Genomic DNA, 5,697 nt, shown 5'->3' with positions numbered 1-5,697 from the left:
TTTCCTTCGGTAGCGATGTGAGGTATTGGTTCAGCGGCCATGACCGGCCACGAGCAGCGGCGCCCGGCTGCGGGTCAGCCCGCCCAGACGTCCTCGACGTACGTGCCGGACTCCGTCATGGCGGTCAGCCAGTCGGCGGCCTCGTCGGCGTCGGCTCCGGTGTGCTCGCGGTAGACGGCTTGGAGGGCCGCGCGTACGCCGGGGGCCATGCGGCGCCCGTCGCCGCAGACGTACACCCGTCCTCCGGCCTGCAGGACCGACCAGACCTCAACGCTCTCCTTGGCGATGCGGTCCTGGACGAAGCGGGCGCCGTCCTCGGGGGTGTAGCTGAAGACGGGGCGCAGGCTGACGGCTCCGGCGTCCTCGGCTGCCTGGAGTTCGTCGCGGTGGAGGAAGTCGGCGTCGGGGTGGTCGCAGCCGAAGTAGCACAGCAGTGTCCCGGTCGCCTTGCTGTGCAGCCGGTCGAGGACGGCGCCGCGGAACGGTGCCACTCCGGTACCCGCGCTGATGAGGATCACGGGGGTGGCCGGGTCCTGCGGCAGGCGGAAGGCTTCGCTGCAGGGGAGCACCCGCGCCTGGAGGGTGTCGCCCGCGCTGACGGTCTGCAAGTAGTGGGAGGCGATGCCGTGGAAGGTGCCCTCGCCGCCGCGGTGCGGCGCTTTGAGGAGCGACACCATCAGGTCCACCTCGCCGGGCGCGGCCGCGGCGGACGAGGAGATCGAGTAGTGCCGTGGCCGCAGCACGGGCAGCAGTTCCAGGAAGTGCTCGAACGGCAGCTCGCAGGCCCGGTAGCGCTCCAGCAGGGCCAGGAGGCTGCATGCGGCGTCGGTGACCTGCTCGCGGAAGACATCGGGCTTCGCCTCGGCGAGTTCCGCAAGGGGGCGCTGCTCGGGCGGGCAGGCGGTGTGCTCGGCGAGTACGGCGACCTGCTCCTGGGTTGCGGTGTCCTGGAGTTCCACGAAGTCCGTGAGCAGTTGACGCAGGCTCAGCGGGCGGTTGACGGGCAGGGCGCCCCGGCTGCGGCGGCGTGCTTTCAGCCGTACGGTGCGGTCCAGGTCGAGGCCGAAGCGGTCGGCGACCCGCTGCACGAGGGCGGCCGGGTTGCGTGGGAGCACCGCGAGGTGGTCGCCGGTGCGGTAGGTGACGCCGTCGGGCAGCCGCAGCCGGAGGAAGCGCTTGGAGCGGCCGAGCGGGTGGTCCAGGTCGACCAGCTCGTAGGCGTCCAGCACCTCCATGGGCTGTACGCCGTGCCGTGCCGCGAGCGGGCCGGTGACCGACTCCGTGGCGTCCTGAAGCTCGTACAGCCCCTGGTCGGCGTCGGCTTCGCCGCTCTGTCCGGTCGGTTCGGCGCCGGCCTGCACCGGGATCCCGTACTTCTCCAGCAGCGTGTTCCACAGGTCGCCGGTCCACCGGTCGACGGTGCCGGCGAAGTCCCCCGCGGCGTCGGCGGCGCCACGCTCCAGCAGGGGCGCCGCACCGGCGGCGGCGAGCCTCTCGTCGATGAGCGTCGGGATGCGCTGGTAGGTGGCGGCCCAGTTGCGGTCGCCGACGCCGAGCACCGCGTACTCGACGCCGTCGAGCGAGCCGGGCTCCAACTCCTCCAGCCATGACACGAACCGGGCGGCGTCGTCGGTGGGCCTGCCGGTGTAGGAGGCGGCGACGATCACCAACGGGCCGCCGGTACCGGTGAGCTGCCCCACGGCGTCGTCGAGGGAGGCGACGGCGGTGACGAAGCCGTGCTCGTCGCCGTCCACGGCGAGATCGGCGGCGATGCCGGAGCAGGTCCCGAGATTCGAGCCGTGCAGCACGGTCAGCGTCGTACCGGTCGCACGCCGGGCGGCGGGCCGCGCCTGTTCGGCGGGTGCGCTGACGGCGACGCCGGCGGGCAGGCGGCGCTCGCCGCCGACGCGCCGGGCCAGGTTCAAGGTGAAGGCGTCGGGCTTGAGGGTGAGGGACTGCTTGATCTTGAACTGGTTATCGGTGTGGTCGATCAGGCGGAACCGGTGCACCAGCAGGGCGAGCACCAGCGTCGCTTCGTGCAACGCGAACTGGCGGCCGATGCAGGCCCGTTCGCTGTTGCCGAACGGCTTGAACAGGTGGACCGGGCGTGCGGCCTCCCGCTCGGCCGAGAACCGCTCCGGGTCGAACAGCTCGACGTTGTCCCCCCAGGCGGGATCCCGGTGCAGCTGAGGGATCAGCACCATCAGCGACTCGCCCTGGCGCACGGCGTACTTGCCGCCGATGACCGTGTCGGCCAGGGGCTCGACCGCGTACGACGGCTCCGTGGGCCACAGCCGCAGGCTCTCGCTGAGGATCTGGCGGACGTAGGTGAGCTTGCCGATGTCCGCGTACTGCGGGTCGGGGTCGGCCGTATCGCCCCACAGGGCGTCCACTTCCGCCTGGGCGCGGGCCAGCACCGCGGGGTGCTTGGTCAGGTAGTACAGCGCGAACGACAGCAGGCCACTGGTGGTCTCGTGGCCGGCGATGAGGAAGGTGATCGCCTGGTAGCGGATGTTGACGTCGTCCAGCGGCTCACCGCTCACCTCGGTGGGGGTCCCCCCGCTCGAACGTAGTTGAGAGTGGGGGAGGGTGTGCAGCATCCGCCCCAGCAGGTCGTCGGTGCTCTGGTCGCCGTCCGCCCTCCGCCGCCGGATCACATCATCGACCAGGTCCTTCATCAGGGTGACGTCATTGCGGAACTGCTCCGCCTTCTTCCACTGGAACAACTCGGCCCCGGGGATGGACTCGCCCTTGGCCTGAGCGAAGTCCAGCGCCCTCGCGAGCGCCGTGATGAAGGGATGCGGCTCGTCGCGGCGGAAGGATTCGAAGTCGTAGCCGAAGCCGCACAGCCCGATCGTGTCGAAGGTCAGCCGGGTCATGTCGGCGGCCACGTCCACCGGAAGCTCCCCGGCAGCCTGGTCCCACTTGGCGATCAGCTCCCGGGCGACCTTGAGCATCGTCGCGTGGTAGCCCCTCATCGCGCCCCCGCAGAACGCCTGCATCAGGACGTCGTGCGCCTCGCGCCAGTTGGGCTCGTCGCCGTAGGCCGTGAACATCCCGTCCCCGCCGATCTCCCGCAGGATCACGAGATCGGGGTGGACGTTCTTACGGAAACGGCTCTCGTCCGCCAGCTCGGAGACGAGATCCAGGCCGGAGACAAAGTTGATCTCGGTTCCGAAGATCCGGAGCTTGAACAGCGGCCCCAGCTCCTTGGCCTCCTGCATGACGTAGGCGAGGCCCTCGGCCCCGTCGGGGACATCGAGCGCGTGGCCGATGAGGGGAAGAGACGGGCGCTCGGGGATCCGCTCGGTCCCAGAAGGCGTATTGGGCATGAACATGACTTTCGAATCGCGGCCGTGAAGCGAGGGGTGTCAACCTATCGCAGACTTTGTCGACTGACAATGTCGTGCGACTTAGTTGAAAGACATGGAAGCGTGTGGCGTCTCGGCGCTGGGCCTTCCGCCCCGGCTGGAAGCCTCAGGTCGGCGAGGAAAAGCGACGCGAGGGGCGCGTCGGCCTGGCCCGCGGAGTTCCGACTCCGCGGTACTCGGTAGGGCCACTGCGGAAGACGGTGATGATCCCCGCTGGGACGTCCCAGGGCGGCCTCGGAGATGACCGGTGAGGCCTGCGTTCCCTGGAGTCATCAGCGAGACCGGGGCCTTACGGGGAAGGAGAGGCAGTCCGCGTCGCGCATCACCACGTATCCGTAGGTGGTGCACGCGTGCCGGCGCGCGAGGGGACGGGCGCGCTCCATCAGCGAAGCCGGAACGCACGGCAGTCCGGTGGCGGGTGCGTCGAGGCCCGCCGCATGCCCGCGGTGAGTCCCACCGTGACGTGGGGAAGCCGGAGACCGCTGACCAGACGTCCGCTGGCGCCTCCCGTCCACCGCTGATCCGCTCGAACACCGGGGTGGCCGACGCACACGCCGAATCGCGGTCTGTTCGGTCGCCGGGCCGGGTGACATGGTCGGGAGAAACTAGAGCGGCGGTTCCGCTGCGCCATGCCCCCTGGTCCTGCCGGGTGTCCCGCCGCGCCATGCCCGTGGTGACCGGCGGGGGCAGAGGTCCTCCGGTGGGGCGTCCACGGCGCGCGACGGCCATGGGCGCGCAACCGGTGGGACGGCGTGCGCTTCATACGGAGAAGCATCTACGCCTGGCCTGTTCCTGACTATGGGTAATTTTACAGGGGCCCACGGGACCCTCGGGATGCAGGAATTCTCCGGAGTCCCCGCTCCCACCCATGAGTTGGATGCATACCCGAGCAGGACGCTCACGATGCGCTCGTCCACGGTGTGAGCCAATGCCGACTGCTCTCGGACGGCCCACCGGCCCGCGCTCCTGGTCGCCACTGCGGCTCCCTGCCGCGACCGGAACCGCGGGCAATAAGCTGTCGGCTCATGGACGTCGGCGTCCTGGCCACGGGGCGGTCTCCATGGCCTTCCAGGGCAGGCGACTGCCTGTACGCGGTGTCACTCGTGGCACAGTCGGCGGTGAGGCCACGGCTGTCGACCTCCGCTCAAATGGCGCTTTCGGACAGGTGGAAAAGACAGCGGTGAGCGAGACACCGGTGACCGTTGCGGCCTCAGGGACGGGGAACCTGCCCGCGCCGCCTGACCACTTTCATCGGCCGACGGCGCGATACTGCCGAGATCCGTCGCCTCCTCCGCGCCGCGAGGCTCCTGACGCTCACCGGGCCGGGCGGTATCGGTAAGACCGGGCTGGCGTTGGAGGCGGCCACCGCAGTCGGCCATGCTTTCCGGACGGGGTGTGGCTGGTGGACCTGGCACCCGTACTGGACCCGAAGGCCGTGGTCGGCGCGACGGCGGAAGCTCTGGGCGTGGGGGACGTCGGCTCCAGCCCCGTGGTCGAGAAACTCGCGGCTCATCTTTCCCGGCGCCATGCCCTGATCGTGCTGGACAACTGCGAACACGTCGTGGACGCCAGTGCGGAGCTGGCTCAGGCGCTTCTGCCAGCAGCTGCGCATCGTCGGCGAGCAATGCGCCACCGAGCGCCGACAGCTCCAAAAGCTGATACCAGTCCCGTCCCGAGCGGGCCAGACGCGACATCTCCGTGCCCAGCGCCAAGCCGACATGCCCCAGGGAAATTTCCGCGACCAGCCGCTGAAAGCCCTCCCGGTGCTCCGAGCGTGCGCCGGACTTGCCCAGGTCATCGTCGATGACCAGCACCCGCGACGCCTCCTAGCCCAGCGTCACGGCCCGGTCGACCAGCGCATACTGCCGCCGCGTCGACTCCTGATGCCCCTCGACCTGCTGCCGCGTCGACTGCCGCACATAGACGACGGCCGGCAGCTCACGATGCCTGGATGTGATCTTGCTTCCCATGCGTTCCCACGGCATCACCGCGGCCACGGCTCACCGCCCGTGTCCGCGAGCGGCCGATCCTGCACACCCTCCGCGGTGAGCTCCTGGGTGTGGCGGAACATCACCGCCAGCCAGTAGTCCGCTACCTCCCGACGCGCCGGGGGAAGGCTCTCCCGCACCCCCTCCATCCGCGGACTCTGGGGCCGTCGTCGACGCCGCCGTCCCGCATGCCGCCTCACCTCCGGCAGCCCGGACGGATGCCTTCCGCAGCCGCTGCACCGCAGCGACCAGCCGCAGCAAGCCCACCCGGTCCACCACCCGTCCTTGATTTACGTGCTGTTGACTACCCGTGGGCGCAGTCTGCTCGGCGCATCTCG

At 70.0% G+C, this 5,697-nt stretch carries 3 protein-coding genes; all 3 read right to left on the bottom strand.

Going from position 1 to position 5,697, the window contains the following annotated elements; translation table 11 throughout:
- Positions 1 to 74: 74 nt before the first annotated feature.
- Positions 75 to 3,332, bottom strand: coding sequence for a bifunctional cytochrome P450/NADPH--P450 reductase (locus SMA5143A_RS42245; protein ID WP_107468070.1), 3,258 nt, complete (start codon positions 3,330 to 3,332; stop codon positions 75 to 77).
- A gap of 1,136 nt (positions 3,333 to 4,468) precedes the next feature.
- Entirely contained in the window at positions 4,469 to 5,185 is a 717-nt protein-coding gene (locus tag SMA5143A_RS43630) for a recombinase family protein (protein WP_208921426.1), read from the bottom strand.
- Between the two features lie 12 nt (positions 5,186 to 5,197).
- Positions 5,198 to 5,341 carry a hypothetical protein gene (locus tag SMA5143A_RS43625; RefSeq protein ID WP_206187798.1) on the bottom strand — a complete coding sequence of 48 codons (144 nt, stop codon included), beginning with the start codon at positions 5,339 to 5,341 and terminating at the stop codon, positions 5,198 to 5,200.
- Positions 5,342 to 5,697: the final 356 nt, after the last annotated feature.

It is taken from the genome of Streptomyces sp. MA5143a (assembly GCF_900290235.1).
GTDB lineage: Bacteria > Actinomycetota > Actinomycetes > Streptomycetales > Streptomycetaceae > Streptomyces.
This window is presented reverse-complemented; position numbering and strand designations above follow the sequence as displayed.

Coding starts and splice junctions, on each gene's coding strand:
- SMA5143A_RS42245 (WP_107468070.1), bottom strand. CDS start 3,332: ATGCCCAATACGCCTTCTGGGACCGAGCGGATCCCCGAGCGCCCGTCT.
- SMA5143A_RS43625 (WP_206187798.1), bottom strand. CDS start 5,341: ATGGGAAGCAAGATCACATCCAGGCATCGTGAGCTGCCGGCCGTCGTC.